Genomic DNA, 26404 nt, shown 5'->3' with positions numbered 1-26404 from the left:
TAGTGCATCCCGGGACTCGTGGGGTCCACCAAGACCTCTGGAGCCACGGAACTGTTTGGAGTGGATCGCCACACTCACAGATAGTAGTCTGACCATCCTGCGGGGGTGGCATGGGTTTCTGGTTCTGGGTATCGGCGCTAGCCGCCCTGGTCGTCTGGTTGAACCTGCGGGGAGCCAGCCGCAGGGCCGCGCGCTCTGCGTCACGTCCAGCCGCGCCGTCGCGTCTCGAAACCGCGCGACTGACGATAGATCTCTCGGTCCCCTCCGATCCGGCGTCCTCACAGGCGTCTGAAGCCGTTGTTGACCTGGACGCCTGGATGGCAGGGTTGTCGGCGGACGACCTTCGGCTTGTCGAGCACTACGGGATCAAGCGCACATCGCAGGGATTCTTCTGCAGGCATCGGCGATTCGACACCGTTGATCGAGTGCTGGACCACGCGCGGGCGCTCCAGAGCGGCGCCGCAGTGGCCCCGCCGGCAATGGACGTTCATTCGATATCGCCATCGCCGGGGCCGGACCGGGCCAATCAGATCGACGCAATCGGAATTGAACAACCGCCGTCGGCGAACTTCCCCAGGCCCGATAGTGTCCGGCCGCGCTGGTACGGATCGGCTGAGCCCATAGAGATCGGCGGCGTCAGGATCGCCTCCCCGATGATCTACGTCGGCCCCACACGCTCATATGACACGCCGCGAGACCGTGTGGATCCGACGGCTCGAGTAGGGCTGACCGGAGAGGACCAACTCGGCATCGCCCTGTCGTACTGGCCCTCCTATCATGCCTTGTCGCCCGGGGGCCGCCGCACCTATCTGGATTGGCTGGCCGGCGGGCGCACGACGAGGGTGGGGATCGGCTATGTCTTCATCTTCTTCTACGGACTCGAACGCCGTCTGTTCGTCGACAACGCCCGCGCCGAACTCGACGTCATCATCGCCGAAGTCGAACGCCTCTACGCGCAATACCAGGACAACAATTCCTTCCACGGCTATGCGAATCGACTACTGACGGCCGCGAGACTGGTCCGCAGCGCAGCGGCGCAGGCCCCAGAACTCTCCCCAGACCTCCGGGCCGGCGACTGGGAGATGCCGCTGTCGGTCCGCCGTTATCTCGGCGGAAAGCTGGCAACCGGAGAGGCGCTCCAGGCGGACGATTGCCTCCTCTGGATCCTCGGCATGCCCGACACCTATCTGGGAGCGACGGGCCGCCGCTGTTTTCCAGAGCTGACCGAGCTCTGGCGGCATCGGTTTGCCCAACTCTATCCCGAAGGGATCAAGGTCCGGGCCCCGAAGCGCCCGCTGAGCGCCCAGTATCGCGCGGCGAGCAGCGAGTTCCAGGTCAATCTGTCCATCGGCGACCTGCCCGACATCGCAGCCCTGACGCAGCCGGTCACCCGCCTACGTGATCTGTTGCTGAGCTGGCAATCTGAACTCGACGCACTGAGCCGCCTCTTGCTGAAACGGCCGGATGCCAGGGACACGCTCGAGGGAGCCCTCTGCCTGCCCTCGGATACAGTCGATCTGCGTTTCGGCGAAAGGGTCGGGGCTGTCCGGGCCGCTATGAACCGGCTGCTCGGCGACGCACAGATGTCCAGCGCGCGCACGCGCGAGGTTCTGGCCCTTCTTGAGATTGAAGACGGCGACGACAAGCTGCCCGTCACACTGCAACGTCATATCGCCGGGCTGCTGGATCGCCTCGGGTTCGCCTTCGAACCCGATCGCCGCCACACCGAAGCGTCCCTGAACCGCGACGGCACCCTCGTTCTCTTCAAGGGCCCAACGGGTGCCCCCGCCCAGACCAGCGCGACATTCATCGCGGCGCGCACCCTGGTCGAGATCGCGCTTCTCGCCGCGGCTTCGGACGGCGAGGTCGTTCCTGCCGAACTCGACCAGGTCGCAACAGACCTCTCCGCGCTTCCGGAGCTCTCCATCGACGAGCTGCGGCGCCTCTCGGCCCATGCCTTGTGGCTTAGCCGTGACCCGCCCCGTCTCCAGGCCGCGCTGAAGCGTCTCGGTGCCCTCCCCGCGAAAGCCACGCGCGCGGCGACCCAGGCCGCCGTCTCCACGGTCCTGGCCGACGGTCGCGTCTTGCCGGTCGAGGTGCGCTTTCTCGAAAAGCTCCACAAGGCGCTGGGCCTGCCCCAGGACGAGGCCTACGCCGCACTGCACCGGGGAACAGGGCGCGCGGATGAACCGGTCACTGTGGCCGCCGCGGAATGCGCGGCCGGCGTCCCGCTTCCGCCCGAAGCTGACGCGGTCGTCGCTTTCGATGCGACCCGCCTGGCGCGGATTCGGGAGGAGACGTCGCAGGTGTCCGCCCTCCTCACGAGCATCTTCATCGAGGACCCGGTGGACGCGGTGCCGACGCGGGCTGTGGCGACGTCCAGCTCACGGTTCGAGGGTCTCGACGCGCGGCATGCCGACCTTCTGTCGGCCATCCTGACGGCCGGTCGGCTGGATCAGGACGCCTTCGCGGCCCGGGCTCGTGACCTCAAACTCCTGCCCGGCGGCGCGCTCGAGACGATCAACGAATGGGCCTTCGAGATATTCGACGAAGCTCTCCTCGAGGAAGACGACGACATCTATCCGGCCAGCCACCTCCGGGATCGGCTGAGCGCCCTGGAGAACGCAGCATGACCACCACAGCCCCGCTCAAGACGCGCGACCGCGACACCATTCTCCAGGCCCTGGCGGCGGGTGTCGTGCCGCGGACGGGTCTCGCCCACATCCAGGTCGGGCGAGCCGGAGAGGTGGGCGCGCTGGTGCGCGACATCGACCGCATCGCGGACGGGGGATCCGCGGTGCGCTTCGTCATCGGCGAGTACGGCGCGGGCAAGACCTTCTTCCTCAACCTGGTGAGGCTCATCGCGCTGGAGCGCAAGTGCGTGACGATCCACGCCGACCTCGCGCCCGATCGCCGAATTCACGCGACCGCCGGACAGGCCAGGGGGCTTTATGCCGAGGCGGTTCGCAATCTGGCGACGCGGACCAAGCCGGACGGCGGCGCGCTCGCCACGGTCGTCGAGAAATTCATCACCGAATGCGTGCGCGACTCGGAAGAAAGGGGGACGGCGGTGGAGGCCGCCATCGACGCACGGCTCGCCGCCCTTCAGGTGCATGTCGGAGGATATGACTATGCGGCCGTGCTCAAGGCCTACTGGCGCGGCAGCGAGACCGACGACGCCGGCCTGACCGGGGCGGCCCTTCGCTGGCTAAGAGGCGAGTATTCGACGAAGACCGAGGCGCGGCAGGCGTTGGGTGTGCGCAACATCATCGACGACGGAGATGTTTACGACAGCCTGAAGCTGCTCGCCGCCTTCGTCCGGCTCGCCGGATATGCAGGTCTGGTCGTGGTCTTTGACGAGATGGTCAATCTCTACAAGCTGCAGAGCGCCCAGGCGCGAAACCAGAATTTCGAACAGATCCTGCGCATCGTGAACGACGGCCTGCAAGGCAGCGCCTCCGGGATCGGGTTCGTGTTCGGCGGCACGCCCGAGTTCCTCATGGACTCACGCCGCGGGCTCTATAGCTACGAGGCGCTCCAGTCCCGCCTCATGGAGAACGCCTTTGCCGGCCAGGGACTCATCGATCTCTCCGGCCCCGTTGTTCGCCTGCAAAGCCTGACGCCGGAAGACCTGCTCGTGCTGCTCGCCAACATCCGCAACGTCTTCTCCCAAGGCGATCCAGCCCGCCACCTCGTTCCGGACGAAGCGCTGCCGCTATTCATGACCCACTGCAACAAACGGATCGGCGAGGCCTATTTCCGGACGCCCCGGAACACCATCAAGGCCTTCGTCCAACTTCTCGCCGTGCTTGAACAGAACCCGGGACAGGGCTGGAGCGAGCTGATCGGCGGTGTGGACGTGGCCAATGACGCCGAGGGTGCCCGCGATCACGAGGTGGCCGACGAAGCGACGGATGACGGCCTGGCGACCCTGCGGCTCTAGGATGGACACGTTTGACCGGCTGCATCCGCAGGTCCGCAAATGGGTTCGGGAACAGGGTTGGTCCGAGCTCCGTCCTGTCCAGGTGAACGGCATCGAGGCGGTCCTGGGACATGACCGGGACGTGCTCATCTCCGCCTCGACAGCCGCGGGGAAAACCGAAGCGGTGTTCCTGCCCCTCCTCACACGGGCCGCGGAACGGGAAGCCCCGGGCCTCTCCGTCCTGTACGTCAGTCCGCTCAAGGCGCTGATCAACGACCAGCATAGGCGACTGGAGCTGTTGTCCGAGCGGCTCGAACTGCCGGTTGCGAAATGGCATGGCGACGCGCCCGCCGGCCCCAAGGCGCGAATCATGAAATCGCCTGCGGGGGTGGTGCTGATTACGCCCGAATCCATAGAAGCGCTGTTTCTGCGTCGGACACGGGACGCCGAGCGACTGTTCGCGGGACTCGACGCGATCATCATCGATGAACTGCATGCATTCCTGCAAGGTCCGCGCGGTCTCCATCTCGCAAGCCTGTTGCGGCGGATCGACCTGCTGATCGGCCGCCGGGTGCGTCGGATCGGCCTTTCGGCAACTCTCGGGGATATGGCCTTCGCCGCGACATGGATGAACCCGAAAGCGCCCGACACCGTTGATCGCGTCGCCGAAACCTCCGGGTCTCCGGAGCTTCGCCTGCAGGTTCGGGGCTATGAGGAGCCGCCCGAAAGCGATCCCGGGACCGACGCCCTGGAGGGCGAGGCACCGCAGGCCCTGGACGTCATTTCCGACCACCTGTTCGAGACGCTGCGAGGCGACAACCATCTGGTCTTCGGCGGCTCGCGCAGAACGGTCGAGGCCCTGTCAAACCGGCTTCTGAGTCGATCAGAGCAGGCGGGCGTGCCCAACGAGTTCTTCCCCCACCACGGGAGCCTTTCCAAGGAACTCCGCGAGGAACTGGAGCGCCGCCTGAAGGCTGGCTCGCTGCCCACGACTGGCGTGGCGACGACGACGCTGGAGCTCGGAATCGACCTCGGGTCTGTGAAGAGCGTGGCCCAGATCGGCGCACCCCGATCCTTGACTGGCCTGCGCCAGCGGCTCGGGCGCAGCGGGCGCCGCGCCGGAGCCCCGGCCATCCTTCGCCTCTATACGCGCGAGCGGCATCTGGGGCGCGCCCTAGACCCCCTGGATCGCCTACGTCCCCAGACCGTCAGGGCGGTCGCGGTGGTGCGACTCCTGCTGGCCCGCTTCCTGGAGTCGCCACGATCGGATCCGGCGGTGGTCACCGTCCTGATCCATCAGCTCCTGTCGGTCATCGTCGAGCGAGGGGGCGTCAAGCCGGACGGCTTATACCGGATTCTCTGCGAGCAGGGCCCATTGTCATCGATCGAGATCGCCGACTTCATCGAACTGCTCCGCCATCTCGCCACGCCGCGACTGGCCGTGATCGAGCAGTCGCCGGACGGCCTGATCATGCTCGGACCCGAGGGCGAGGCCCTGACGTCGGCGCGCGAATTCTATGCGGTGTTCGATACGGACCAGGAATGGAAGCTGCTTCACGGCGCGCGGCCCCTCGGTCAGATTCCGATTTCCAATGTGCTGGCGACCGGCAGTCTGCTTGCCTTCGCCGGCCGGCGATGGCGGGTAGTCGATGTCGACGATCGGGCTCGCCTCTTGTCGGTCGCCCCCCATCCAAGCGGACGCCTGCCCAAATTCGACCGTCAGTCGAACGAACCGCTCGACGACCGCATCCTTGAGGAAATGCGCAAGGTTTATATGGACGCCGACATGCCGGAGTGGTTGGACGCCCAGTCTCTGACCTTCCTCGCCCAGGGAAGAGAAGCCTTTGCGGACCTGGATCTTGAACGCACGGGCCTCGTCAGGTCGGGGGGCGACACTCATGTGCTGCTATGGCGCGGGACCGCGATGAACAATGTGGTCGCCGTCGCGCTGACGGCTGCGGGCATCGGCTGCGAAGCGCACGATCTCGGCGTCACCTTGGCGGACACGACGGCAGAGGAAACGCGAAGCCTGCTTATGCAGCTTGATCGTTCGCCTTCGGCTGAAGCGCTCAGCGAGTTTGTCGAGAACCTGCAGAGCGCGAAATATGATCATCTGGCGCCGACAAGCCTACTGCAAAGGCTCTGGGCGAGAAGGCACGCCGACTATTGTGATGAGCTTCCGGCCATCGCGGCCATCTCGCAAACTTGGCCGGTCTAATCCGCGAGGGCCTGCGACAACAGGCGCGAAGAGACGGGAGTGTGGCGTGGCAATCTTGCTGGCGGACTCGAACGCGCTGCGGAGCCCCAATCTCGTGGGCTATCTCTCGTCGAGTCCAGAAAACCTCATCGCCCTTAGCGACCTGACGCTGACTGAGATGCTGAAGAAAAACGCGCTTGCCACCGCGCGCGGATCGTTGCGGATCGTCTCGCTTTTTCCCGCGCAGACTCTCGTCCTGCGTCCAACTCACGAAATCCTGGAGGAACGGATCACGCGCGTCGCGGATGTCCCCCGACTTGTGGATATTCCTATAACCGATCAGGTTCGCGCGCTCAGCCAGGACATACAATCCCAGCCGACAGGCTTGGGCCTGACGCTCCGCATGGCGGCGATGGAGCAGGATCATGCGCGACGCCACGCACTCCTCACGGCTGAGGTCGAGCACATGATCGCCGGCCTCGTCGACGCGGCGAAGGACTTTCGCGCCGATGAGATCGTACAGCTACGGACCGGTCGGGACGTCACCGACACGACGCGAGGCAAACTACTGGAGCTCCTTAAGGAGACCGTGCGCGAATTCATCGTGACGAACCAACAGCCCGACCGGCGTTCACCGATGACCTTCGGCGAGGCGGCGAAAATGTTCGCCTTTCGCTATTCGCTCTGCGTCACGATCTACTACGTAATCTGGGTGCAATCAGGACGGCAGACGGCCCAATCACTGGAGCGACGCGTGAACGACGTCGTGGACTTGCAGGTGGCTGCCATGGGGACGTTTTTCAGCGGCGTCGTCAGCGACGACCAGCGTCTCCAGCGAGTTTCGATCAGCGCAAGGCAGGTACTTCGGAATTGGGGCGCTTATGTCGGCTCCGAGCTCCGCCACGCTTTCCCGGGGACGCCAGAAATCCAACGCTGAGTTGGCAACCTGTTCCGCCTCGTCACCAGTGCGCCATTTGCAGACATTGAGTCTGCGCCCGAAAGCAGCCTCGTAGAAATTGCGGGTCGGTTGCTGACAGCATATGGACGAAGGGAGGCCCGCGTCACCGTCCCACGGTAAGATTACCGGTCAAATGGGGATAAAATGACATTCCATATGGTGCAGGCCGTCACCGACTTCGTTGAAGCTCACAACCGGCTCAAGCACCACTATGAGGCCACTGGGCTCGACTTCACCCTCGACGGCAAGTTGGTAGGCGACCTCGGGGAAGTCATCGCCGCTGAACTCTTCGGACTAACTCTATGCGTACGCCGCACGCCAGGGGTCGATGGTCATGCGGTCGACGGGCGGTCCGTGCAGGTCAAAGCGACAGGACTTCCAACGAAAGGCCCGGCCTTCACACCCGGTGAAGGCATCGCAGATCACCTGATCTTCCTCCGGCTCAACTTTGCTAACGCCACCGGCACCGTCGCTTACAACGGCCCCGAGGCTCCGATCCGCGAACTATTGCCGGTCGGCTTCACCGGCACGAAGCGTGTACCGCTATCGAAGGTGCTCGCAGCCGACGCTTCTGTCGCGTCAGCAGATCGATTGGTCCGCCTAGACTAACCGGCCAGTAGTTTCGTTCGCCCTTGGCACTTCAGTGGGCCTCCGGCCCGACGGCGGCACCGCGCCATGTGTGGACGGCTCCCCGTTGGCAAGGGCGAAGTGACGTTCTGCTAAGTCTGGTCGGTGCGGCCATGTGTTCGACCTGTTGGTGCGGTACGCATGACCGCTGGCCATAATGCCTTCCGCGAAGATGGGTCCCGACCAAAAGCACGCGCTCGAAGCGCTCTGGCGCAAATGGGTTTTCCCGCCTTCCGGTATCGACCGGCTGTCGCATTACATCCTGTTCGCCCTTCCCAAGCTCGTCAGCCGCGGCACTCCCGCCTCAGCCTGATCTCTATGCCGCCAGCGGCTCCCTGTAGCGTTCGCCGGAGGTCATGATCGCCCAGACGATCCGGGCGGTCTTGTTGGCGAGCGCGACGGCTGCAACCTTCGGCGTTCGTCGTGCCAGCAGTTGGACCAGCCACGGCCGGCGCGTGCCGTTCCGCACGGCGTAGCGCACGACAGCCAAGGCACCGACGACCAGCATCTGTCGCAAGTAGCGATCGCCCTGCTTGGTGATCCCGCCGAGCCGCTCCTTGCCACCGCTGGAGTTTTGTCGTGGGACGAGGCCGATCCAGGCCGCCAGATTTCGGCCGGTCTTGAAGGCCTTTGGATCGGCGATCGTACCGACAAGCGCGCTGGCCAGAAGCGGGCCTACGCCCGGAATCTCCATCAGTCGGCGGCCGACCTCGGTCGACCGTGCATTGATTCTGATCAGTCGGTCCCCTTCCAGAATCTGCTCGTTCAACAGCCGCAGCTGAGCAACCAGCATGGTCAGGCAGCCCCGTGCCTCGGGCGGAACGCGTGGATCCGCCATATCCTCCACGACTTCGATCAGCGTCTGCAGGCCTTGGCGACCGATCGCGGCCGCCATCCCGAACTCCGCCATATGACTGCGGATCGCATTGGACACCTGGGTCCGCTGGCGGATCAGGATCGATCGCGTGCGGTGGACCACCATGACGCTTTGCTGCTCGGGGGATTTCACCGGCACGAACCTCATGGTTGGCCGGCTGACGGCCTCACAGATCGCCTCCGCGTCGGCCATGTCGTTCTTCTGGCGCTTCACGTAGGGCTTCACATAGCTCGGCGGCATCAGCCTTACGTCGTGGCCGAGCCCAATCAACTCGCGCGCCCAATGATGCGATGTTCCGCAAGCCTCGATTCCGACCAGGCAGGGCCCAAGCTTGCCGAAAAACTTCAGAAGCCGCGCTCTCGTCAGCTTCTGTCGAATGACAACGCCGCCTTCAGCGTCGATGCCGTGCACCTGAAACACCGACTTCGCGATGTCCAATCCAATCGTGACTACCTGTCCCATGGCTCTCCTCCAGCTCTGACCGGAAGCTAACGCTGCCGGTGGGTTGGAGAGCCGTCCACAGCATCAAGAGCGGACATCGTCCCGTTGCCCCAGATCAGACGTTCACGCTGCCGGCCCCTTGGTCCCTCGACGGTCCTGAGGACTGGAAACGATCGGGCCGACCTTGCCGGCAACCTCACTAAGCGTCGCGGACAGGCGATTAAGCTGCGAAAGAGAAGATGAGAGCTCCGGCCCGTACCGAGATACGAGGTACTCGCGGGCGGCAGCCATAGTTCTGAGGTGTGTCGCGGTTCTCTTCCTCAGCTGCAGGCCGCACTTCAGCGACAATTCGGTTCGCGCTGCTAGGTCATGCTGAAGCCCCCGGACGCGGGCGTGCTCGAGACCCGAGTGCAGCAAAAAGGCATTGAGGTAGAGTTCCACGGCGTGGATTGCTGTCAGCCGATAGGGTGCCCGTGAGATCGGCTGTCCCTGCGCCCGCGCGTCGCTAGGAGCTGAGCGGCTTCATGGTACTCTGTAGCCAGCTGAAGCACCTCACTCGGGCTGGCGAGAGCGCCTGGGTACGTATTGCCAGCGTCCGACATATCGATGGCTATATCGAAACTGCGTTACCCGACGCCTAAGGTTGCTGTCGGTCGGCCAAGAGCGTCGGCACAGCGCCACAAGCGGGCATTGGCTGAGCGCCGGAAACACGACATTCAGCCATGCCGCCTGAGCCTGAGAACGTCCGCTTTTCGGTTCGATGCCTTTGGCCGCTCCCGACCCATTGCGGACATTACGGACGTGGGAGATGCTCGGGGATGACCGAGGTACCACAGCGAGTTCCCAACTTCTTCCTCCACTCCGTTCGGTATGATGTTGGGTCGTTGGTCGTGACGCTCGCCGTGGACGGCGATCCACATTTCGAGGTTCAGTTTGATCCACCCAGAGCCTTCCGCTCATATGCCGAAAGCGACTTCTGGCAATATCTACAAGCCTACGAAGGTGAACCAATGCTCAGCACACCCGAGGGTGGGATGGGCGTCTTCATGAGCGAGAACGCGCCTTATGTTGAGGAGTATCGAAAACACGTTCGCTCCTCGGAGCCCGAACCGACCTTTTCTTGCTTGATTGCGACCGCGCAGGAATGCGTTGAGGTGGTCTGTTTTGAGAGGCCGACGATCCGCTTCCTCTAGAGTCCGCTAACCGCCCCCACGCGACAGTCTGCTCCCGACCCAAAGCGGACGTCCCAGTCAGGCCGCCCACGTCTCCATTTCGTGGAGTGCCCTGAGAGCGGGATAATCCCGCTTCTCTGGAAAACGGTCCCGATAATACGCGGCCCAATAGCTCGTTGCCTGCGCGCGGATCGCGCGAACGGCTGTCCGGTTTTCACGGACGAAGTTTGCATACAGAGCCTGATCGAAACCCGGGACAGCCTCAGCGATGACATCGGCGATCTCGACGACATAGTCGCCCAGTAGTGCCGCGACGAAGGGAGGTGCCCGTTCGGATTTGATGTTCACAATCGCCTTAGCTGCGCGCTGGCGTAGAAAGCCGTCAGTTGCACGCGAGACTAGACACAGGGCCGGCGGAGGCAGGCTGGAAAGCCACCCCTCCTCTGACGGCGGGTTCTGGAAGTGAAGGCGGGTGGGTAGTTGAACGCTCTGTCCCAGAACGTCGAACCCCGTTGATCGCTGACGGCAGGTGTCGTCCACCCACGACTGTAGACAACGAATGGCCTCCTCAGCCGCGTCCCGGTTGATTACCGGAAAGGCAGCCCGTGCTGCGTCTACGAACGTCTTAGGAGAATATCGGTCCATGCAGGACCACCCTAATGCGCCTTGCTCGACGGCAGCAAACGGCCTTTGCGCGACTGGCGGCTCCCGACCCATAGCCGACACCTTGGCCCATGGGCTATTCAAACTAAGGACCATTGCTGCCCAGAGGCACATCGTGAACTCGCACGGCTCGAAACACCGGCACGCAGCGAGGACCAAGTTCCTCGCGACCCTCGGCGTGGTGGGCACGATCCTGATCGTCAGCTTTCTGACGCCCCACTGGTTTTTCAGCAATCCGATGGATCGGGAGGTCGGGTTTTCGATCTATTTGCCCCTGCCTGTCGCGATCTCGGTTCTTTGCGCTCTGGTTCTCCGGAGACTACCTCCGGAGTGGGTGTGGCTACTCGCTTGGCTGATTTCGGTGTCGATTTATGCGGGCTGTTGGATTGCTTGGCGCGGGGTGACTTCAACGTTGGGAATAGGGCTGGGGTTCACTTTCCTCGCCTACCTGCCTGTGACTGGCGCGGCGGCGATGTTGGCCCGGAGTGTCATGCGAGGACGCAGCCGACAGGGTTAGCTTCGGACCAGCGTCCAACGTCCGCTTCCCCCCCGTAGCGGACTCCAGGAGTGTCTGCTTTCGGGCGACCAGATGAGCCCGCCCCCTTCATTCCGAAAAGCGGACTCTCCTTAGGTCTGCTTTGAGTCAGACGCGGCGGTTCGGGAGCAATCTCCGAGATGCGCCAGTTAGCGACATTGGCTGACGTCCGGATAGCGGACATCCCAATCGTAGTTGATCCAGAATCACCTGTATTCGTTCCGTGCCCGCCGCGCCTTTCGCAGCGCTTCAAGTGCGGGCTCCAGTCGCGCGTTGTACGGTGCGTACTTTCGTGAAGCGATGAGAGTTGGCGTCAGCCGAACTTGGCCATCCCCGCCGTCTTGGTGCCTGATTGCGGGCTCTGTCGGAAAGACCGACTGCAAGGCACCGGCCGTGTGACGTTCCCGGCCGCCTAGGGCAAAACACAGCGCAGTGTGAATCCGCTCATCGAGGTAGCGTTTGACTTTGGCTGACTTGATGATTGTGACAGGCGGGGACGGGGCACTCCAGGTTAGCAGGATCGTCCTGCGATCCCGCATATGTGGGCGACACGAAGATCCCAATGCATTGCGCAGGCGATCAAGCCATCCGGACGTTTCCGGCAGATCCTGATTAAGGTAGAGAAAGAGCCCGGTAGCCTGTCCATAGGATTGTTGGCCCTGTCGGTGCCGATGCAGCCACTTCTGCACCCCCGTACGAACTCGGATTTCTTCCTGCTGAAAGCTCTCGTCGTTCCGTCGGGAATGCCACTCGCCACAGAAGTCGGTCGCGGGCCGACCATCGCAACCGTGTTCAAAGCCCGCGGCGAGTCCGCCGACCTCCACCAATGACACTTGGTCAACCAATAGCCCCTCCGTGTGACTGAGGATAAAGGCGTAAAAATCGGCGGGGTCCTGGTCCAGGACGACGAGGTAGTTGGCGACGGCCCCCTCTCGACTGAGGACGTAGTGAGCGTCCGGGAAGATTCGCTGCTCCAAGTCGTCGAGATCGGTCTCGACGTGATCGAGATTTATCCGGCTTCGCAGGTGAAGTAGGAAGATGGACATGGGTCCTCCCATCAAGCGAGATGATAGCTGGAACACAACAAGAACGCAATATATGGGGCAGGTTTCCCGGCGGTGCGCCACATTTAGTAGCCGCTTTCCGACAACCGGACTTACTCAAGAACATGCGCCAAACGGGCCCAGTCAGCGGCCTGCGCACCTGGAGCGAAAGGAACCATCTCGCAGCCTTCCGCCTCCGGGCGATCCAGCCATCCGCCCCGGGGCTGCCGCCACGCGGCCAATCGCCACCGCCCCTGCTCCGGCGCAGCGATCGCCATGACAGCGTCCGCCGTCTTGCGGCCGAGCTTGCGCAGGGTCTTGCGGTCGAGGGCGCTCATCGCCGCTATGCCATCGGGGTGAGTGTGCCAGTCGCCAAGATAGTCAAGGTCGCCCCCGGACAGAGCGAACAGTCGGTCGATGGCGGCGATCTGCCAAGCATCGTGAGGGATGAACATATGATGGCCATGCAGGGCGCGGGGCCCCGGGCCCAGGGCGGCCGCGACGACGCGATCGCCCCCGCTGCGCCAGCCCACCAGCACGCCTCCGGTTTCGAGGGGCGCGAACGCGTCGGCGAGCCGCGTGATCTCGTCTAGCACCGGTTCTGCGATCCAAAGCCTCATCGGGCGCAGCCGCAGCGGGGATGGGACGGAATGTCCGAAACCGTCCAGCGGGGCGCGGCCCGCCGCCCGTTAATCTCAAGGTCGACGACCCCAAGACCGTTGCCGCCGCGGGGGTAGAGGTCCGGAACGAGGGCGCCCAAGGCGGTCCGGACCATCTCCATCGACACCTCCTGAAGGTCGAAGGCCCCGCCGGTGAAGGTCGGCTGATTGCAGCCGACGGGCGTCAGAACGCCAGCCGGGTCCTCCACAGGCTCAGGCAGCGTTCCATCGGTCCAGTGTTCGCCCAGACATCCCCGGCACGCGGATCCATCGACGTCGAACCGCGCGACGACTCCGCCCACCGCTCCTTGGGTGGCGTGTCCGAAGATATACGGCCTACCGTGCCTGCGGCAGAACCACTGCAGGAACATCTGACACTCCACCGAGGCGGTGGCGTCGAGCACGACATCGGCCGCCAGCACCCGTTCGCGCAGCCATTCCAGCGGATGTCCGCCAAGTTCGCGCACATAGTCGGGATTGTTCAGAGCGCCGCCGACCCGGCCCAAGTAACCGTGCACCTGGCTCATCGGATAGTGGCGCATGGCGTGATCGGCCAAGGCGTGCGCCTTGGGGCGTCCCCAGTATTCCCGGCCCAAGGCCCAGCGGACGCTGTTGCCGGGTTCGACGCAATCCCCGTCCGTGACGTCGAGCCGCCCCAGGCCGGCCCGCACCAGTTCGAGCGCGACGAAGCCGCCGATCGCCCCGGCACCGACGAGCAAGGCCTGCTTCACGCGCAGACCGGCGGATACCGGTGATCGCGCGAGCAGATCGGGCGCGATCCTGTGGCCGCGCAGGAGAGCGAGCTTGGCATCCGGGCCCCGGAACAAAAACAGACAGGCGGGCCCTTGGCGGCCGTACTCCACCTCCTCGTCGAAGAGGATGACGGTCAACTCAGGCGTTCCGGGTGCTTTCGCCGTCCCCCCGCGCGACGCCTTGGACCTCGGTCCCGTCTCGTCGCGGGCGATGATGGCGGCTGCCTGCTTCGCCAGGCTCTCGAGATCGGCGGTCGCCTGCGGCCGCAGGCGCACCCAACGGCCGGCGGCTGCGGAAACGGGGCTCGTCTCCGGCCACGGCTCGAAGGGGTTCGCCATCCACAGGCCACGAGTGGGCTTCAGGGTTCTGAGAATGATCTCGACGCCGCCGGTGGGCCGGTCGCGAACTGTAAAGCCGGCCGGGCCCCAATCGCCCGACGGCACCCGGATGTCCGCATCATAGAGCACGACCGAGTCCCGATCACACTGGTGCGAGAAATAGGTGGTGAGCGGATCGGGGGCGTGTTCTTCAAGCCCCGCCGCCTCTGCGGCCCGCCCGCCCTCATGCGCCCCGGAGGCCTCGATCGCCCGCGGAAGCTGGGCGGCGATCAGGTCAGCGGCCGTCTCTCCGGAAAGCCACTGCCCGGTTTCCTGGGTCAGCAGGCACAGGGTCCCGCTGAAGGGGTCCTGGTGGCGGGACAGTGTGAGATCGGCAGTCGCGACGGAAGGGCGGCCGCAAGGGTGGGTGGGGCAGTAGCCCACTCGCAGGTCCAGCGCGCCCCGCTCCGTCGGCCACCGCACAGCCAGGATCAGGCTGCCGTACTCCTGGAAAAGAATCGAGGCCTCCGCGCCGTGGGCGTCGAAGGCCTCGAGCTCAACCTGGAGCAGCGCCGGGTCGCGACGCCACCAGTCGAGGTCGCTCTCGCGCTGCTCCGGACCAGCCATCGTCAGCCCACTGGCCGATGCGAAGGCGGGTGGCTGGGCGTCGGCGGGCCGTCGGGGCGACCCGGCGTGTGACTGGGAGGACCGGGCGGGACATCCGGGTGTTCCGGATGGTCGGGGCGACCGGGCCCGCCAGGGTTACCGGGGTTGTCCGGGCGGCCCGGATCGTCAGGGCGGCCCGGCTGGTCCGGGCGGTCGGGCTTGTCGTTGTTCGGCATAGGGTCCTCGTTGAGATCCGTGGGGGCAATCGGATCGCGCCAGCGCGCATCCGAACTCGGACCCCCGGGGGAGACCCAGCAGAGAGGATCATCGGGCAAACCACGAATGACGTCAACACAAACTTTACCACGTTTGTGATAATCACATCTTGTTTGCCGCATTGACACCACCCGCGGCGCAAACCAAACATCGAGCCATGATGCCAGACCCCCGATATGAATCGTTCGGCGCCGCAGTTGCCGTCCGCCGCGACCAAATCCGGATGACGCAGGCGCGCTTGGCCGAACGCGTCGGACTCTCCCGGGCCTCAATCGCCAACATCGAGCGGGGTCGCCAGAGCGTTCTCTTGCATCAGGCGATCGACCTCGCGGCTGCTCTGGGGCTTCAGCTCACCGACCTGCTGCCCCCGACAAGGCCGAGCTCCCTCGAAGATCAAGCGTTCGCACTATCCGACGCGGTCAGCCCCGCCGCACGGGCCCAGATCTCAAGCCTGATCGCGAGCGCCGTGGCCGCAGGCAAGCCTCGCTCATGACGCGGCCGGATATCGTTCGCGCTCGGGACGAGGCCCGTGAGGTCGTGACGAACGCCGGCGTCCGCTCCGCACCAGTTCCCGTCGAGCGCATCATACGCGCGAGCGGCGTCGTCCTTCAGCACGCGCCGCTCGCGGACGAACTGTCCGGCATGGCCTTCATCAAGGACGGGGTCGCCATCATCGGCGTCAATGCGCTGCATCATCCGAACCGGCAGCGCTTCACCCTGGCGCACGAGTTCGCCCACCATCGGCTTCACGCCGACATTCTGTCGGCCGAGGTCCATGTGGACCGGAAATTCCCGATGCTCATGCGGGGCCCCCTCGCCAGCCAGGGCGTCGACTGGCGGGAAGTCGAGGCCAATGCCTTCGCCTCGGAACTGCTGATCCCGCAGTTCCTGCTCGAGGGCCTGATCGACGCGGGCGGGATCGACCTCGATGACGACGACAAGATCGACTCCCTCGCCAGACGGTTCCGGGTCAGCGCGTCCATGGTGCGATATCGCCTGATGGCGTGAGGGAGGCCACGATGAGCTTCGTCTTCTACGACACCGAAACGACGGGCCTGAAGAAGGGGTTCGACCAGATCGTCCAGTTCGCGGCCATCCTCACCGACGCCGAGCTCAACGAACTCGATCGCTTCGACCTGCGCTGCCGGATCCAGCCCCACGTGATCCCGCATCCCAAGGCGATGTTGTCGAACCGGCTCTCGATCGAACGGCTCACAGACCCCGCCCTCCCCTCGCACTACGAGATGGTGTGTGACCTCCGTTGGCGACTGGGCCAGTGGGGGAAGGCGATCTATGTCGGCTATAACTCGATCCGCTTCGACGAGGAGATGCTTCGGCACGCTCTGTTCCAGTCCCTTTTTCCCGCCTATTTGACCTCGACGCCTGGTTGCGGCCGCGCCGACGCAATGCACATCGTGCTCGCCGCCTGCGCGGACGCGACGCCCTGCCTGACGCTGGCCGCTGGCGAAAACGGCCGCCCCACCTTCCGCCTCGAGGCCGTGGCCACCGCCAACGGGATCGATCTGGGGCCTGCGCACGACGCCCTGACCGACGCGGAAACGACGCTGGCGCTCTGCCGGCGAGTGGCGGATGGTGCACCGGAAATCTGGAGCCGGTTCATCCGCACGGCCAACAAGACTGCGGTCAACGATCTCGTCGAATCCGAGCCGGTGTTTGTTCTGACCGAGTTTTTCGGCTTCCAAGCCACGCACCGGCACGTCACCTGCGTCGCCCGGGAGACCGGCAATCCCAATGGCCGCCTGTGCTGGGACCTCGGCGTGGATCCCGTTGAGGCTGCGTCACATTCCGAAGACGCGCTGATCGATCTGGTCGCGCGACCGGACGGACCGCTGCGACGTCTGAGGATCAACGCCGGACCGGCGATTGCCATGACTTGGGATGCGCCGCCCGCCTGGAATCCCGGCGACGTCGGGGAGGCCGAGCAGCGGGCCGATTGGCTCCGCGAGAATTCGGATTTTGGGACAAGACTGGCGGCGATTCAGGCGGCGCACTGGGCCTCGCGCGATCCATCGCCCCACGTCGAACTTCAGCTCTACAACGGTTTCCCGGACGACGCCGACCAAGCCTTGATGGCCGACTTTCACAAAGTGGGTAAGGCGGATCGACGACGTCTGATCGACCGCTTTACAGATTCACGCGTTCAAGTCTTCAGTCGCCGCCTATTACATGCGGAATATCGGTCCGCTTTTAGTGAGGCCGACCGCCACGACGCCGATCGCGACTTGGCCGAGCGGCTTCTCGTCGATCGGGGAGGCCCGCTTACGCTGCCTGCTGCCTTGGCATCCGCAAGAGAAAATCTTCTCGCCAACGATGGCGTTCAGGAGCTGATGAGCGGCTACGAGGTTTGGCTGAAGGCGCGCATCGCCAAGGTTCAGCGATACTTGGCGGAACCGGTCTGAGACGAGGGTTAGACTGTCAGAATAGGCGGGGCTCGTAAGGGAATGCGGACTCGCACTACCTCCGCCGAATATCCTACGGAACATCGGACAGCAGACTCTCCTTAGGCCCCAATGGGTCAAGAAGCACCCTAACGACCCAGATCCCCGCCCCGCCCGGCGACCACCTGCGCCAGCCCGTTCGACATCGGCGCCAGCACAATCCGGCTCCCCACCCTCGCGGCGTCTCCCGCCCTCATCCGCGCATAGTGTTCGACCCCGCCCGCATCCTTCACCACCACAAACGGCGCCGCACCGGCCTCGTCGTGAAACCCGCTCTTCACCACCACCCCGCGCACTCGCTCCGTCCCGAGCGGCCGCACCTCCCTCGCCCCCTCCAGCCGTCGCTGGTTCAGCGTCCGGATGATGTCCCGCCGCGCCTGCAGCGTCCTCAGCTTCGTCTCCATCTCCCCGTCGAGCCGGTAGCGCCGCCCTGTCCGAACAGCGAGCCCCAGCCCCTCCAGATGCCGCAGCCGTCCCCGGGTCAGCGCCGCCCAGGCGTCGTTGACGCCCACGCCATCCTCGACCGTCCCGTTCGCATCCGCCGCCGACAGCAGCCGCCGGTCGAAGCCGGTGAACCGGTCCGCCCCGGTCTCCTTCCAGATGCGCCGTTCCGCCTCCACCCGCGACAGATCCCCGAGCCGCTCCTGCGCCACCTCCTGCGCCCGCGCCCGGAAGCCGTAGCCGATATAGTCGCGCGGTATGACCAGGTCCCTTCCATCTCCCCGCCGCCCTCGCACGAGCACATGGGCGTGCGGCTGATCAGTGTCGTAATGGCAGGTCGCCACCCATTTCAGATTCGGCTCTCCCAGATCCGCCGACACCCGCCCCATGACCTCGCGGACATAGCCCTTCAGGTCCTCGATCCGGTCGCCGTGCTCGGGCGAGATGATAAAGCGGAAATGGTGCCGGTCCTCGCTCCAGCCCCCGGTCTCGATCGCCGGCTGGACGCCGTCCGTCTCCCGGTCGAAGAACTCGGGCCGCGCGCCTTCGACCCCGGCCCCCGGGCGTCCGAGATAGCTCACATGCGCCGCCAAAGCCGCCGCCCGCTCGGCACCCTTGCCGATGTGCCGGGACACCAGGGCTTTGACGATGACCCGCTGGCGAACGTCCAGCCGGAAGGCTCTGCCCGAGCGCCCCTGTGCCGCCCTGAGCACCCCTGACCGGTCCCCGAGGGCGAAGGCGCGCGAGCTCGCCAGCCGCCGCATCAGGCCGGTGCGGACGTTGACCCGGTCGGGTTTGAGGGACAGCGGCAGACGCACCTGGACCGCCTCCGGCTCCTGCGTGGCACCCGACGAAAGACGGGACTGGATGGCTTCACGGATCAGCATTCGACGCCTCCGACCAGGCCGCCGACGTCGTCCGAAGACGACAACTCACCGCAAGTCGTCCATCACCCCCGGATGCGCCGCTAACCTATGGACAGGATACAAAAAAGCCGGACCGCCAAACACCCTCTTTTATCTTGCCCTAGGCCCCTTTTCGCAGATTTCCGGACATCACCATCAACCGTTCGCACAGCCGAGCACACCCCGTCATCGCCTCCCCGGTCTATCGATTTGACACCCCCGAAGCGTGGTCCCGGAGCGCAGGGAGCGCCCGGACGACAAACAAAAACCCGCCCGGCCGAAGCCGAGCGGGTCGTTGAGGTCAGTTCCAGGCGATCATGCCGCGCGCGCCTTGATGGAGACGTGCCGCAGCCCGGACTCCATCGCCTTCTGTCCGAGGTTGAGCGCCGGTCCAAACGGCCGGCTGTCCTCCGAACGGGCCCGATCCAGGGAATGGACCAGGGTCAGGCAGCAGGTCGGCTCGAGCGCGATCAGTTCGTCGTTGGCCCGGAAAGGCGCGGCCTTGCCATGGGTGTCGAAATCGGCCCGGGCGAGGATCAGCTTCACCCCCTTCTGCCGGGACCATTTGATCGCCAGCTTCTCCGACCCCTTCGCCCCGGTCGTCGCGAGCGCCATGTCGGGCCACTCCTTCAATGCCCAGTTCAAGGCGTCGAAGATCCGCCCGGCGTCATCCGAGGTGTCGGCCGTCGGCGCGCCCCGGAAGGCGACCACCGGTCCGTCCGGATCGGCGTCCCCCGCCCTGCGGTTCCTGATTGCGCGGATGGCCTGTTTGGCTTCCAGCTGGGCCGCCGTCAGATGCGTGCCCCGCCGGCTGCCACGCCAGGCCGTCCAGACCTCGCCGGTCGCGATGGTCCAGGTTTCGGCGGCGGCGTCCCGGATCAACTCCGTCGCTCGGGTCGCCGTATCCCCGGCCCGGGCCCGGGCCGTCGCTTCCTGAAGCTCGGTGTCGGCCGCCTCCGATCCGTCGAAGTCGCGGTCGAGGCTGCGCATCGTATCGCGCGCCCGGTCCGCACTGCGCTCGATCCGTCCGGCCGCCGAATGGAAGGCGCCGATCAGGGCTTCTCCGAGGATCGTCTGGAAGTCCTCCAGGGCCGTGTCGGAGATCACGTCCACAAGCTCGGTCATGAGCGCGCGCCCGAGCTGGATCAGGGCCTCCTCCGTGGGATGCGGACGGGGATCGCCGAGCGAGGCCGACAGGTCGTCGAAGGCGGAGTCTGATTTGGCGAGGAAGGGTGAGGGAAAGGCTTGCATCGGGAACATCCTTTGAAAGATGTCGAAGCGCCCCATGCGCAACGACCCCGGTTTTGGCCACATCGGGGTCCCCGGCAGTCACCGGAGCGGATAGCCGCTTGGCTGTCCGTGGAGGGGAACGGCGCAGCCGTTGACTTCCGGGGTGGTGTGACAAAATCGGAGGGCGTTGTGTGGGGGCAAGTCCTCGCCCGCCTTCGGGCGAGGACACAACTCGGTGCCGTCGCGCCGATACGGACGACCGGACATCGAACTTCGCCGGACTCGTCGGCGGTCCGCCGCCGACGTCGCACGTCTGGGCATGCATCGATGCCGACACCGACCGGACCCCAACCCCTCGACCACCGGTCCTGGAGCCTTCGACCCCGGCCGAAGACAAAACGGCGACCTCATCGAGGCCGCCGTTGAAACAGTCACTGATTTCTTCACCGCCAAACCGGCCGGAGACCCGCGCCTCAACGCAGCCCCGCGAGCGTCTCCAGGCTCTCCGGCGTCTGTCGCTCGGATCGATAGGCGACAGCCGCGTGCGCGCCGCAGAAGGCCCCCCGCGCGACCGGACGTCCACACAGGCTGAAACCTTCAACCTTCGGGTCGCCATAGGGCCAGCGGCATTCGCAGCGCCGCACCGAGAGGATCGTAGCCAATCCATGGTCAGGGAGCGACGTCGATGCCGCCCGCAAAACGGCCGTGGTTAACGGGCGACGGTCCCTGCGCCGTGCGACGCGCGGGACGACGGCTTTCGGCGGAGGCGGGCGGCCCGCAGACAGGCCCAGTCTGTAGACCTTGCCGAGGACGGCGCTACGGGTGATGCCGTGGTCCAGTTCGCGCGCGATCCGGGCCGCGCTCCGGCCTGCGATCCAAAGGGTTCTGAGGCGGTCGATACGGTCTTCAGTCCAGGCGGAGGCGGTCATGGCGGAACTCCGGTGCCAACGAGCCCCATCGGCTCGCCCCCGTTCGCCCTCGCCTTCTCCTCCGGCTTCGCACAGGAAAACGGCCCGACGCACGTGCGCCGGGCCGTTCCGTCTCTCTCGCCGTCCAGTCAGAACGGGATGTCGTCATTCAGATCATAGCCGCTCGCCGGCTCCTGCACCTGCCCTTCGGCGGGACTGTCGTCCACCGGGGGTCGGGTGCGCCGGTTCTTCAGCCGGATGTCGCCGACGATCAGGCGCAGGTCGTAGTGTTCGACCCCGTTCTTGCCGGTCCAGGTGTCATTCTCGACATGACCCTGGATGACGACGCGGCTGCCCTTGCGGGCGTAGGCCTCGATGTATTTCTCGGTGGTCGCCTCGTTGAAGCAGATGCAGTTGAAGCCGGTGGTGCGTTCGCCGGGCGTGCCGTCAGCCTTGCGAAAACGGGTGGTCTCCAGCACGCGAAAGCTCGCGCGCTTCTTGCCTGAGCCCTGGGCCGACAGGATGGACGGGTCGGCGGCCAGATAGCCTTCGAGAGTGAGGGTCTGCATGGTCAGTCTCCTTGAAATTGAAGCTTGCGGGAAATGAAGGGTCGCGAGGTCAGGCGGCGGCGCGGCCGTCTTCGGACGCCTCGAGCCCTGCGGCCTCGCGGTCCTCGGCCCAGTCGAGGACGGTCAGCCGGTTCACCACCAGTTCCTTGGCGGTGCGTTCGGTCCCGTCCTTGGCCGCATAGGCCGTATCGATGAAGGCGCCGACGACGACGGCTTCGCAGCCCTGGGCCAGACCGCGGGCGATGACCTTCTCATTGAGGCCCCTGGACCAGCTGACGCAATTGACCCCGACGAGCCGGTCCTTGCCGGCGGCGTCGACGCCGCGTTTCTCGAGCAGCCGGAACACCGCCTTGGCGAAGTCCGGGCTGATCTGGGGGTCGGCCGCCAGTCGGCCGGTGAACACCATGGTCTGCATGTCAGTCTCCTGTTGATCCGAAGCGCCGGCGAGCCGATCTCCCCGATCCCGCTTCACCCTCATCCTCCCTTCCTCCCGTCTCCCTCCTGACCGGACGGGGCCTTCGCCCCGTTCGGCCGATCTCAGGCCGCCGCGCCGTCAAGGACCGACTGCACCGGATGGCGACGCAACACGGCTTCCAGGACGCGGGGCCGGTCGACCGGGATGAAGACCCTGGGCGTGAAGGCGATGATCTCCACGAAGCACCCGAGTGCGACCAGGGCGTCGCGATCGGTCCGGCCCCCGACCACTTCAATCCGCCAGCGATCCATCACCCGGGCCCGTTTCAACCAAAGGCCACCGTCCAGGCAGAGCTGGACGCGGCTGTCGAGGAGGCTGGCGGCGGTCCTGGCGCCGTCCGCCCAGGCGTCGCCGATGTCGCCGAGGCCCAGGCTCGCCTTGAGCGCCCGGGCCTGGGTCTCGTCCAGGACCCGCCCTAGCCAGCGTCGGCCGTCGGGCGCCCGAACCCGACGCACCGAACACCCGCGCGCCGGCAACCGGCCCCAGATCGGCAGCAGCAGGCCGGTCGCCAGCGTGAGCTCACGCCTCAGCCAGGGATCGGTTCCCGCGACCTCCTCATCCCAGACCCGGCGCCATTCGTCGATCACCGCCGGCTTCCAGGCGGATTCCTCGAACGTCTTCTCCGACAGGGTCTGGCGTCCATCGGGCCGGATCAGACGGACGGCCGCCACGAGCCGGTCTTCGTCCGTGGCGGTGGTCAGGCCCAGCTCAGCGATCGCCGCCCGTCCGGATTTTGCGTTCACGACCAGCTGATGAGCGATGTCGGCGGCCCGGGCCAACGCGTCGTCAGAGCGCAGGATGTCTCGACGAACCCTGAGCGAAAAGGTCACCAGGGCGGTCTCGGCCCCCGTCGAGACGTCGGTCCGTATGGTTTCCTGGTCCAGAACCTCCAGTTCCCCGGCCTCGATGTCCTCAAGGCCCCGGTCCAGATCACCTGACGCGGCCGCGCGCTCGAGGATGCCCGAGAGGATGCGATCGAAATCCTCGAACAGGGCGTTCTGGTCGGCGATCCGCAGCGCCAGCAGCCGGTTCAGGAAGGTGTGGATCGGCGGCAGGTCGTCGGAGGGTTTGAGGCCGCCGTCCGCATCGAGCAGTTTGAGCCCCGTCCTGGTCATGAAGGTCTCGAGCGTCATCGAGGCGAGCTCACCGAAGGCCAGGGCACCGTAGAAGACGAGAAGGGCCCTGCGCGCCCACGGGCTCTCCAGATTGTCCTCCGCCCGGAACAGGCCCGCGCCGGCCGTCCGGCGCTCGCCGCGCGTCAGGGCACCGAGTGTGTCCAGCCGGCGCGCTATGGTCGAGGTGAAGCGCTTCTCGCCCTGGATGTCGGTCGTGACCGGCCGGAACAGCGGGGCCGAGGCCTGGTGGGTACGGTGGCTGCGGCCGAGACCCTGAATGGCGGCGTCCGCGCGCCAGCCCGGTTCAACCAGATAATGGACCCGGCGCTGCCGGTTCGCCGCCGCCAGGTCCGAATGATAGCTGCGTCCGGTGCCTCCGGCGTCGGAGAAGATCAGCACCCGCTTGCGCCCCTCCATGAAGGCGTCCGTTTCGGCGCGGGCCGCCGCGGCGCCGCGCCGTTCGACGATGCGTCGGCCGTCACGCACGACCACCCGCCGCGACCGCCCCGTAATCTCGGCGACGGCGTCGGTGCCGAAGGCGTCCAGCAGGGCATCGAGCACGCCCGGCACGGCGGGCAGACAGGCCATTCGCTCGATCAGGACCTGGCGACGGGCGAGGGCTTCCTGACTGACCGCGGGCCGGCCGCCGTCCATGACGGGGACCATGGTGACGTTGCCGTCCCTGTCCTCGATCGCCTCCATCAGATGGACCGGAAAGGCCTCACGCAGATAGTCGAGAACATATTCGCGCGGGGTGAGGTCGATGGAGAGGTTGTTCCATTCCTCCGGCGGAATGGACGAAAGTCTGCGCTCCATCACCGCCTCATTGGTCGAGACGATCTGGACCACAGCGGAGCGATCCGAGGCGAGGTCATCGCGGATGGCGGCGACCAGGCTCGGCGCCTTGAGGCCGGCGAGCAGGTGACCGAAGAAGCGCAGCTTGGCGCCCTCGAAGGCGGAGTGGGCGGCCGAGGCGGCCTGGCCGCTCCTGGCCTTCCCCTCGTCGTCATTGACGCCGACCGCCTTCAGGGCCTCGCCGAGATTGGCGTGGATCAGCTGGAAGGCGTCGGCCCAGGCGTCCCAGACGGCGATGTCGTCGGGGGTCAGGGGATGGACGAGCGGCTCGTATTCGACCCCCTCGAACGACAGGCTGCGCGCCACATAGAGCCCCAGCGCCTTGAGTTCGCGTGCCACCAGCTCCATCGCCGCGACCCCGCCCCGGTCCATGGCCTCCAGAAAATCCGCCCGCGATATGAAGGGGGCCTCCGGTCCGCCCCACAGACCGAGGCGCGCGGCATAGGCGAGGTTCTCGGCGGTGGTGGCACCGGTCGCCGAGACATAGAGAACCCGCGCGTCCGGCGCCCGGTTCTGCAGAGCCAGGCCGGCCATGCCCTGAAGCGAAGCCTTCTTCGCTCCCCGCGCGCCCTTGCCCCCGCCGGCGGCGTTGGCCATCGCATGGGCCTCGTCGAAGGCGATGACGCCGTCGAAGTCCGCGCCCAGCCAGGCGATGATCTGGTCGAGCCGGGATTGGCGGTCACCCCGGGCCGGCTGGCGCAGCGTGGCGTAGGTGGCGAACAGGACGCCCCGGTCGAGCCGGATGGCGTCCCCCTGTTTCCAGCTCGACAGCGGCACGATGTCGTGGGCGCTTCCGCCGATCGCGGCCCAGTCGCGCCGCGCATCCTCGAGCAAGGCGTCGTTTCGGGACAGCCACAGCGCCCGGACCCGTCCCTGGCACATATTGTCGGCGATGACGGCCGCGATCTGGCGACCCTTGCCGCATCCCGTGCCGTCGCCGAGAAAGAAGCCGCGTCGCAGCCGGACGGCGTCCGCCCGGTCCCCGGAGACAAGCACCATCTGGTGCGGGACCTGATCCGGCCGCCACCATCCGGGCAGATGCGCGGCGTGCGCCTCCCCGGCATGGATCACCATCTCGGTCTGGGCGTCCGAGATCCGCCCCTCGTCACGGATGGCCGGCGGCAGAACCGGTCGATAGGTCGGTGCCGGCGGGGCCACCGACGCCATGGGCCCGGACTCGACCAGGGGCGACGGATGCGGACGCGGCGCGGGCAGGATGATCCGCCCCAGGGCGTGGGCCTGGTAGAGCCCGACATCGCGCCCCTCGCCGGTCCAGGTCTGCACATCATAGGCCAGGGGCGCCGCCCCCGCGAGGAAGGCCAGGCGGCCCGAGGGCAGGGCCAGGCCCCGCGCGCGCGGCCCCAGCAGGGCGGCGGTCGCCACAGGCAGGCGCGTCCGCGGTCTGGCACCGACCCTTGGCGCAAGCGCTCCGATCCTCCGCGCCGCGTCCTGCAGATCGTCAGGTCTCTGAAGCGGCACCGCGGCGGCGTCGCCCTCGGTCCGGTCGATCACCAGCAGGCCCGTCTCCACCGAGGTCCCGTGTTTTGCGAAGGCATGAGGTGGAAGGGCGATGCGTCCCACGGCGCGTCCCGGCTCACCGAAGCGGCGAAGCAGGCCGGCGTCCTCCAGGGCGGTCAGGGGGACGATCGCGGCCAACCGGCCATGGTCGGCCAGGGCCTTGAAGGCCGCTGACAGATGGTCGCCGAGATCCGAGAAAGGCGGATTGCACACCACCACGTCGAACCCGCCCGCGCCCGTGGACAGGTCATGGATATGGCGTCCGTCATGGCGGGTCCGGTCGGCGTCGGGGAACAGACCGTCAAGCAGATCGGCGCGCCCCGGCGCGATTTCGTTCAGGCTCATATGTCCGCCGCAGGCCTCGGCGACCGCGGCGAGCAGACCGGTGCCGGCCGACGGCTCCAGGATTCGGTCTCCGGGACGGACCCGGGCGGCCAGGACCGCGAGCGCGGCCAGATGCGGCGGGGTGGAGAACTGATCCAGCGCGACCTGCGCCTCGCTGCGTCGGGTCTGGGTCAGTCCCAACGCCGAAACGGCCGCCAGAAGGGCGGCGATCTCCGCCGGCGCATCTTCCAGACGTCCGACCTGGGGTGCCAGACGCCGGACCTGCAGGACCGTCGCCGCCTCGATCGCGTCATAGGCGTCACGCCAGGACCAGGCCCCCTCCGCGTCGGACGCGCCGAATGTGGTGGTCATGACGGCGGCCACCAGCCGGCGGTCGAGCGGACATGATCGCGCCAGATGGGCCGCCAGCGCCCGGGCGGCGGCGAGGATATTGGCGGCGGCGTCACCGGTGGCCGGGTCATCGAACAGGGACAGGGTGGGGGTCAAGGACATGGGATCAACTCCGACAGCCTGGAGCGGAGGGCACCTCCCTCCCGGT

The 26404-nt window shown here is 66.2% G+C and carries 20 protein-coding genes; 9 read left to right on the top strand and 11 right to left on the bottom strand.

The window, feature by feature from the left end; translation table 11 throughout:
- Nucleotides 1–110 precede the first annotated feature (110 nt).
- From PSV00_RS01520 to PSV00_RS01500, 5 genes are all read left to right on the top strand, one after another.
- Nucleotides 111–2633, top strand: coding sequence for a TerB N-terminal domain-containing protein (locus tag PSV00_RS01520; protein ID WP_300443969.1), 2523 nt, complete (start codon nucleotides 111–113; stop codon nucleotides 2631–2633).
- Nucleotides 2630–3943: an ATP-binding protein gene (locus PSV00_RS01515; RefSeq protein WP_300443967.1), complete on the top strand. Its 1314-nt coding sequence runs from the start codon at nucleotides 2630–2632 to the stop codon at nucleotides 3941–3943. Before PSV00_RS01520 ends, PSV00_RS01515 begins: the two co-directional genes overlap by 4 nt.
- Before the next feature lies 1 nt (nucleotide 3944).
- Nucleotides 3945–6140, top strand: coding sequence for a DEAD/DEAH box helicase (locus PSV00_RS01510; protein WP_300443964.1), 2196 nt, complete (start codon nucleotides 3945–3947; stop codon nucleotides 6138–6140).
- A 46-nt stretch (nucleotides 6141–6186) separates the two neighbouring features.
- The gene (locus tag PSV00_RS01505) at nucleotides 6187–7056 is read left to right on the top strand and encodes a hypothetical protein (protein WP_300443962.1); all 870 of its coding nucleotides are present in this window, start codon (nucleotides 6187–6189) and stop codon (nucleotides 7054–7056) included.
- A 165-nt stretch (nucleotides 7057–7221) separates the two neighbouring features.
- The gene (locus tag PSV00_RS01500) at nucleotides 7222–7686 is read left to right on the top strand and encodes a hypothetical protein (protein WP_300443960.1); all 465 of its coding nucleotides are present in this window, start codon (nucleotides 7222–7224) and stop codon (nucleotides 7684–7686) included.
- 334 nt (nucleotides 7687–8020) lie between these two features.
- Here the strand turns inward: PSV00_RS01500 and PSV00_RS01495 are convergent, their stop codons facing one another.
- The gene (locus PSV00_RS01495) at nucleotides 8021–9043 is read right to left on the bottom strand and encodes an IS110 family transposase (protein ID WP_300443958.1); all 1023 of its coding nucleotides are present in this window, start codon (nucleotides 9041–9043) and stop codon (nucleotides 8021–8023) included.
- A 797-nt stretch (nucleotides 9044–9840) separates the two neighbouring features.
- On the opposite strand from PSV00_RS01495, the gene PSV00_RS01490 reads away from it, so the two are divergent.
- A complete protein-coding gene (locus PSV00_RS01490; protein WP_300443956.1) occupies nucleotides 9841–10215 on the top strand; it encodes a hypothetical protein in 375 nt (124 codons plus the stop codon).
- A 57-nt stretch (nucleotides 10216–10272) separates the two neighbouring features.
- Here PSV00_RS01490 and PSV00_RS01485 read toward each other — a convergent pair whose 3' ends face one another.
- From PSV00_RS01485 to PSV00_RS01470, 4 genes are all read right to left on the bottom strand, one after another.
- On the bottom strand, nucleotides 10273–10542 hold the full coding sequence (locus PSV00_RS01485; RefSeq protein WP_300443954.1) for a hypothetical protein: 270 nt from the start codon (nucleotides 10540–10542) through the stop codon (nucleotides 10273–10275).
- 1056 nt (nucleotides 10543–11598) lie between these two features.
- Nucleotides 11599–12438, bottom strand: a complete 840-nt coding sequence (locus PSV00_RS01480; protein WP_300443951.1) for a hypothetical protein — start codon at nucleotides 12436–12438, stop codon at nucleotides 11599–11601.
- 110 nt (nucleotides 12439–12548) lie between these two features.
- Entirely contained in the window at nucleotides 12549–13031 is a 483-nt protein-coding gene (locus PSV00_RS01475; RefSeq protein WP_300443948.1) for a Mov34/MPN/PAD-1 family protein, read from the bottom strand.
- 20 nt (nucleotides 13032–13051) lie between these two features.
- The gene (locus PSV00_RS01470; RefSeq protein ID WP_300443947.1) at nucleotides 13052–14791 is read right to left on the bottom strand and encodes a ThiF family adenylyltransferase; all 1740 of its coding nucleotides are present in this window, start codon (nucleotides 14789–14791) and stop codon (nucleotides 13052–13054) included.
- A 412-nt stretch (nucleotides 14792–15203) separates the two neighbouring features.
- On the opposite strand from PSV00_RS01470, the gene PSV00_RS01465 reads away from it, so the two are divergent.
- Genes PSV00_RS01465 through PSV00_RS01455 form a run of 3 tightly spaced genes read left to right on the top strand, consistent with a single transcriptional unit; the run spans nucleotide 15204 to nucleotide 17466 of the window.
- Nucleotides 15204–15539 carry a helix-turn-helix transcriptional regulator gene (locus PSV00_RS01465; protein ID WP_300443945.1) on the top strand — a complete coding sequence of 112 codons (336 nt, stop codon included), beginning with the start codon at nucleotides 15204–15206 and terminating at the stop codon, nucleotides 15537–15539.
- Nucleotides 15536–16054 (top strand): ImmA/IrrE family metallo-endopeptidase, encoded by a 519-nt coding sequence (locus PSV00_RS01460; protein ID WP_300443942.1) that lies wholly within the window; start codon nucleotides 15536–15538, stop codon nucleotides 16052–16054. The genes PSV00_RS01465 and PSV00_RS01460 overlap by 4 nt, the downstream gene beginning before the upstream one ends.
- Before the next feature lie 11 nt (nucleotides 16055–16065).
- Nucleotides 16066–17466, top strand: coding sequence for an exonuclease domain-containing protein (locus tag PSV00_RS01455; RefSeq protein WP_300443940.1), 1401 nt, complete (start codon nucleotides 16066–16068; stop codon nucleotides 17464–17466).
- A gap of 128 nt (nucleotides 17467–17594) precedes the next feature.
- Here PSV00_RS01455 and PSV00_RS01450 read toward each other — a convergent pair whose 3' ends face one another.
- The 6 genes from PSV00_RS01450 to PSV00_RS01425 form a co-directional block, all read right to left on the bottom strand.
- Nucleotides 17595–18833, bottom strand: coding sequence for a DUF3363 domain-containing protein (locus PSV00_RS01450; protein WP_300443938.1), 1239 nt, complete (start codon nucleotides 18831–18833; stop codon nucleotides 17595–17597).
- A 333-nt stretch (nucleotides 18834–19166) separates the two neighbouring features.
- Nucleotides 19167–20102, bottom strand: a complete 936-nt coding sequence (locus tag PSV00_RS01445; protein WP_300443936.1) for a DUF2493 domain-containing protein — start codon at nucleotides 20100–20102, stop codon at nucleotides 19167–19169.
- Between the two features lie 452 nt (nucleotides 20103–20554).
- Nucleotides 20555–21010: a GcrA family cell cycle regulator gene (locus PSV00_RS01440; RefSeq protein ID WP_300443935.1), complete on the bottom strand. Its 456-nt coding sequence runs from the start codon at nucleotides 21008–21010 to the stop codon at nucleotides 20555–20557.
- Between the two features lie 128 nt (nucleotides 21011–21138).
- A complete protein-coding gene (locus tag PSV00_RS01435; RefSeq protein WP_300443934.1) occupies nucleotides 21139–21558 on the bottom strand; it encodes a single-stranded DNA-binding protein in 420 nt (139 codons plus the stop codon).
- Nucleotides 21559–21607: 49 nt separating this feature from the next.
- On the bottom strand, nucleotides 21608–21973 hold the full coding sequence (locus PSV00_RS01430; RefSeq protein WP_300443931.1) for a hypothetical protein: 366 nt from the start codon (nucleotides 21971–21973) through the stop codon (nucleotides 21608–21610).
- Nucleotides 21974–22095: 122 nt separating this feature from the next.
- A complete protein-coding gene (locus tag PSV00_RS01425; protein ID WP_300443929.1) occupies nucleotides 22096–26358 on the bottom strand; it encodes a bifunctional class I SAM-dependent methyltransferase/DEAD/DEAH box helicase in 4263 nt (1420 codons plus the stop codon).
- Nucleotides 26359–26404: the final 46 nt, after the last annotated feature.

The organism is Brevundimonas sp., from assembly GCF_029945885.1.
Taxonomy (GTDB): domain Bacteria; phylum Pseudomonadota; class Alphaproteobacteria; order Caulobacterales; family Caulobacteraceae; genus Brevundimonas.
This window is presented reverse-complemented; position numbering and strand designations above follow the sequence as displayed.

Coding starts and splice junctions, on each gene's coding strand:
- PSV00_RS01510 (WP_300443964.1), top strand. CDS start 3,945: ATGGACACGTTTGACCGGCTGCATCCGCAGGTCCGCAAATGGGTTCGG.
- PSV00_RS01465 (WP_300443945.1), top strand. CDS start 15,204: ATGATGCCAGACCCCCGATATGAATCGTTCGGCGCCGCAGTTGCCGTC.
- PSV00_RS01490 (WP_300443956.1), top strand. CDS start 9,841: ATGACCGAGGTACCACAGCGAGTTCCCAACTTCTTCCTCCACTCCGTT.
- PSV00_RS01445 (WP_300443936.1), bottom strand. CDS start 20,102: ATGCAAGCCTTTCCCTCACCCTTCCTCGCCAAATCAGACTCCGCCTTC.
- PSV00_RS01480 (WP_300443951.1), bottom strand. CDS start 12,438: ATGTCCATCTTCCTACTTCACCTGCGAAGCCGGATAAATCTCGATCAC.
- PSV00_RS01440 (WP_300443935.1), bottom strand. CDS start 21,010: ATGACCGCCTCCGCCTGGACTGAAGACCGTATCGACCGCCTCAGAACC.
- PSV00_RS01435 (WP_300443934.1), bottom strand. CDS start 21,558: ATGCAGACCCTCACTCTCGAAGGCTATCTGGCCGCCGACCCGTCCATC.
- PSV00_RS01450 (WP_300443938.1), bottom strand. CDS start 18,833: ATGCTGATCCGTGAAGCCATCCAGTCCCGTCTTTCGTCGGGTGCCACG.
- PSV00_RS01425 (WP_300443929.1), bottom strand. CDS start 26,358: ATGTCCTTGACCCCCACCCTGTCCCTGTTCGATGACCCGGCCACCGGT.
- PSV00_RS01495 (WP_300443958.1), bottom strand. CDS start 9,043: ATGGGACAGGTAGTCACGATTGGATTGGACATCGCGAAGTCGGTGTTT.
- PSV00_RS01430 (WP_300443931.1), bottom strand. CDS start 21,973: ATGCAGACCATGGTGTTCACCGGCCGACTGGCGGCCGACCCCCAGATC.
- PSV00_RS01520 (WP_300443969.1), top strand. CDS start 111: ATGGGTTTCTGGTTCTGGGTATCGGCGCTAGCCGCCCTGGTCGTCTGG.
- PSV00_RS01500 (WP_300443960.1), top strand. CDS start 7,222: ATGACATTCCATATGGTGCAGGCCGTCACCGACTTCGTTGAAGCTCAC.
- PSV00_RS01470 (WP_300443947.1), bottom strand. CDS start 14,791: ATGGCTGGTCCGGAGCAGCGCGAGAGCGACCTCGACTGGTGGCGTCGC.
- PSV00_RS01460 (WP_300443942.1), top strand. CDS start 15,536: ATGACGCGGCCGGATATCGTTCGCGCTCGGGACGAGGCCCGTGAGGTC.
- PSV00_RS01455 (WP_300443940.1), top strand. CDS start 16,066: ATGAGCTTCGTCTTCTACGACACCGAAACGACGGGCCTGAAGAAGGGG.
- PSV00_RS01515 (WP_300443967.1), top strand. CDS start 2,630: ATGACCACCACAGCCCCGCTCAAGACGCGCGACCGCGACACCATTCTC.